Origin of the sequence: Brevundimonas sp. (assembly GCF_018608325.1) — a bacterium.
Taxonomy (GTDB): Bacteria; Pseudomonadota; Alphaproteobacteria; order Caulobacterales; family Caulobacteraceae; genus Brevundimonas.
The window spans coordinates 1-3,919 of the sequence record NZ_JABAZW010000028.1 but is presented as its reverse complement, the minus strand read 5'-3'; the positions used below and the strand labels follow the sequence as shown (position 1 = coordinate 3,919).

The window sequence follows — 3,919 nt, the reverse complement described above, 5'->3', positions numbered from 1 at the left end:
GACCTAGCCGATCAGCGACGCCAGCGTGCGCTGGCCCGCCGCCAGAATATCCTGACCGTCCGGCACGGCGACATCCGGCTGCATCAGCCAGCGGGGCTGACGGTTCACGTCATAGACCGGCTCAGCTGAATACTGGGCCCGGATGCCGGTGCGGTCGAGCACGACGGGAAAGACCGCCGCGCCCAGTCCCATCATCGGGGTGCCCACGACGGTCGCCCGCCCAATGCCGCGCATCCCCATGGGGAAACCCTCGGCCATGCTGCCGCTCCAATGATTGGCCAGCACAACGACCGGGCGCGTGTAGGTGAAGGGGCCGCGGGGATCGACCGTCTCGGTCCAGAAGCCGCCCAGCCCCGAACCCTCGCGACGACGCATCATGGCGTAGGGTTTGGTCTCGGTGATGAACCGCCCCATGATCGGACGCGCCACAGCCGTATCGCCGCCGCCATTATAGCGCGCGTCCACGATCAACCCCGGCGCATCACGCAGTTCGACGAGCGCCTGATCGAAGCGCTCGGTCACAGCGTCGTCTTCAAAACTGCGGATGGCGATATAGCCTGCCCCGTCATCCAGACGCCGCCATTCCACATTCGGACGCGCAGGCCGTGGCTGGTTGATCAGGATGACCTCACGCGGCGCGGCGCGGCCTCGGCTGACCTGATAACGCCTGTCCTGCCCGCGCAGTCCCGCCAGCGCCGAGTTCAACGCATAGGCCGTCGCCTCGGGATCCGGCGCGGTCAGGCACTGAGGCATCAGTTCACGCATCACCGCCTCTACGGGACGGCCGCCCACAGAAAGGATCACATCGCCGATCGCCAAACCGGCCTGTGCAGCGACGCTGTCATCGGAAATGGCGCTGATCCGGGCCTGGCCATTGCGCCATTCGGCGATCAGGTCAGAGATCGGACCACGTTGCGATCCGTCCGGCAGACCCGACATCGAGGTGTGCGGATCATACAGTTCCGCCAGGACGCGACGCACAATCTCGACCAGTTCTTCATAGGTCTGGGCCGCCTGGGCCATCGGGCGATAGACCTCGCGCACCCTGTTCCAGTCGGTGCGTTTCTCGGCAAAGAAGCAGTACTGCCGATCCAGCGTCGACCACAGTTCGTCAAAGTCGCTGATCGCCCGAATGTCCCGCACCGGTTCGTCGGCCAGCGCCGCGCCACTAATGGCCGACCCGACAACAGCCGAAAATCCAGCCTTCAACAGAAACCGACGATCCATGGCCCGCTCTACTCTCTTAACTGCCTGCGCGATCTGTCCTACTGACCCAATCACGCCGGTTCAGGCCAGTTAAAGTCCCGTAAGACAGGCTATTCAATCCGCGACGACCTGCTGCGCGACCGCACGGGCGAAACCGGCGCCGTTTGCAGGATCGTAGTCCAGATAGAAGTCCGGCTCGATCAGTTCGGCCTCCATCAGCACCCAGCGGCCTGCATCATCGCGGGCCAGGTCGATGCGGGCGTAGAGCAGCGGCTCTTCAATGGCGGCCAGAACCTGTTCGGCCAGGGCCATGGCCTCGGCGTCAGGGGTGACGGCGACATAGAGGCCGCCGAACTGCATCTGGATGCGGAAATCGCCCGGCACGGGGCGTTTGTTCACCGCATGGCTGAACCCGCCGCCGAAGAACAGCAGCGAGGTCTCACCCTCCGTCTCGATGGATTTCAGATAGGGCTGGATCATCGCCGCCCCTTCCGGCGCATCGACCAAGGCCTCGCCCGGCGACAGGCGCAGGGTGCGAAAGGCGCCCGCTGAAACGGTCGGCTTGACGATCAGAACCGGCGCACCCGTCTCCGTAAAGGCGGCGTCCACCTGCGACTGGGTCACCGCGTCGGTCCAGCGCGTCAGCGGGATCGGCACGCCCTTTTCGGCCAGCCGCCCCAGATAGGACTTGTCCGAGTTCCAGCGCAGCACCTCCGCCGGATTGGCGACCGGCAGGCCCGCCCCCGTCCATGCCGCACAGGCCTTCAGCCAGCGAGCGTGATCGCGGTGATAGCCCCATACGATGACCGGCAGGATCAGGTCATATCCGGCCAATCCCGAGGCGTCCTCGACATGGTCGGTCCAGGGGGTCGCGATCACGGTCGCGCCCGTGCCTTCCAGCGTCGCCTTCAGCCGCTCCAGCACCTCGGGCCAGCGGCCGATGTAGGAACGGTCGGACGGATCAGGGGTCAAAACGGCGATCTGAGTCATGCCGGATGTCCTATCCCAGCATCGCTCCATTTCAACCTGACAAACACATAAGGGCTTCCTTATGGGATTTTGGATGACGTGCGACGCCCCCTGAGCTAAGGGCGTTTCATGACCCAGAACACCGCCCAGTACGATATCGCCGCCGTCGGCAACGCCATCGTGGATGTCCTCAGCCCCTGCGACGCCGCCTTCCTGGCCGCACAGGATCTGGCCCCCAACTCGATGCAACTGGTCGACGCCGAGCGCAGCGCCGCCCTGTATGACGCCATGGCGCCGGGGGTTGAGGCGTCCGGCGGATCGGCAGGCAACACCGTCGCGGGCGTCGGCTCGTTCGGCGGACGCGCGGCCTATATCGGCAAGGTCGCCGACGACACGCTGGGCGAGGTCTTCACCCACGACATCCGCGCGGCGGGCGTCCATTTCGACACCCCCGTTCTGACCGGCGGCGCCGACAAGGGCTTCGGCACCGGGCGCTGCCTGATCAACGTCCTGTCGGACGGCGCGCGCACCATGGCCACCTTCCTGGGCGCCGCGAACCAGTTGTTCGCCGACGACATCGACGAGGCCCTGATCGCCTCCAGCGAGATCGTCTATCTGGAAGGCTATCTGTTCGACCCGGCCCCGGCCCGCGCCGCCTTCGAGCGCGCCGCCGCCGCCGCGCACAAGGCAGGCCGCAAGGTCGCCATCACCCTGTCCGACACCTTCGTCGTCGCCCGCTGGCGCGCCGAACTGTTGGACTTCATCACCCAGTCCGCCGACATCGTCCTAGCCAATGAGGCCGAACTGGGCGCTCTGTTCGAGACCGAAGACTTCGACGCCGCCGCCGCCCAGCTGGCCGCCATCGTCGAGATCGCCGCCGTCACGCGCGGCGAGCATGGCTCGGTCATCATCCGTGGCGAAGAACGCACCACGGTCGCCGCCTATCCGGTCGCCAAGGTGATCGACACCACCGGCGCTGGCGACCAGTACGCCGCAGGCTTCCTGCTGGGTCTGGCGCGCGGCCTGACGCTTGAGGAATCCGGCAAGCTGGGCTCGCTGGCGGCTTCTGAAGTCATCGCCCACTGGGGTCCGCGCCCGATGGTCAAGCTGGTCGATCTGGCCAAGGAAAACGGCCTCAAGCTCTGATCCTGCCGCGCCTTCTCTGCCTCGGCGGGGAAGGCGTCAGGCCTTGCGCCGCAAGGTGACGTAGAAGGCGCCGTCGCCGCCGTGGCGTTGGTGCGACGTAGTGTAGCCTGACACGACCGCCCTCAGTTCGGGCGAATGCATCCAGTCGGCGAAGGAGGCGCGGATCACGCCGCCGCCCAGCCGCCCCTGCCCCGTGATGACCAGAACCGCCCGCATCCCGCGCGCCTGACACGAAGTCAGGAAGCCGCGAAGCTGGTCCTCCGCCTCGAAACGCCCGAAACCATGCAGGTCGATGCGCGCCTCGATGGGGTCGCGCTCGCGGGTCAGGCGGCGCTTGCGGTTGGGCTCGACGTCCTCAGGCGCAGACTTGCCACGCGTAGGGGCGCGCGCGTCGACAATAACCGGCGTCGGGGTGCGTTTGACGCCCGGACGCGGGGGCGTTCGGGGCGGCGCGGGCTGGATGGCCTCCGGCGTATGGGCCGGACCTTCGATGGCGACGCGCGCAGCCTTGCGCACGCGCGGCGGCGTGACCGAGCCCGAGACGCGGCCCCAGATGCGGCGGTCGTCGGTCGTCAGGCCGTTCGCATCGACATCTTTC

General features: G+C 67.0%; 4 protein-coding genes. 1 reads left to right on the top strand and 3 read right to left on the bottom strand.

Going from position 1 to position 3,919, the window contains the following annotated elements:
• Positions 1 to 3 precede the first annotated feature (3 nt).
• Positions 4 to 1,227, bottom strand: a complete 1,224-nt coding sequence (locus tag QZ281_RS02735) for a S41 family peptidase (RefSeq protein WP_292224440.1) — start codon at positions 1,225 to 1,227, stop codon at positions 4 to 6.
• Between the two features lie 93 nt (positions 1,228 to 1,320).
• Entirely contained in the window at positions 1,321 to 2,196 is an 876-nt protein-coding gene (locus tag QZ281_RS02730; protein WP_292224439.1) for a transporter, read from the bottom strand.
• Between the two features lie 108 nt (positions 2,197 to 2,304).
• Here QZ281_RS02730 and QZ281_RS02725 point away from each other — a divergent pair, with 108 nt between their 5' ends.
• Positions 2,305 to 3,321: an adenosine kinase gene (locus tag QZ281_RS02725; RefSeq protein WP_292224437.1), complete on the top strand. Its 1,017-nt coding sequence runs from the start codon at positions 2,305 to 2,307 to the stop codon at positions 3,319 to 3,321.
• A 36-nt stretch (positions 3,322 to 3,357) separates the two neighbouring features.
• On the opposite strand, the gene QZ281_RS02720 is transcribed toward QZ281_RS02725, so the two are convergent.
• The coding region (locus tag QZ281_RS02720; protein ID WP_292224435.1) for a Smr/MutS family protein at positions 3,358 to 3,919 on the bottom strand (562 nt) is incomplete at its 5' end.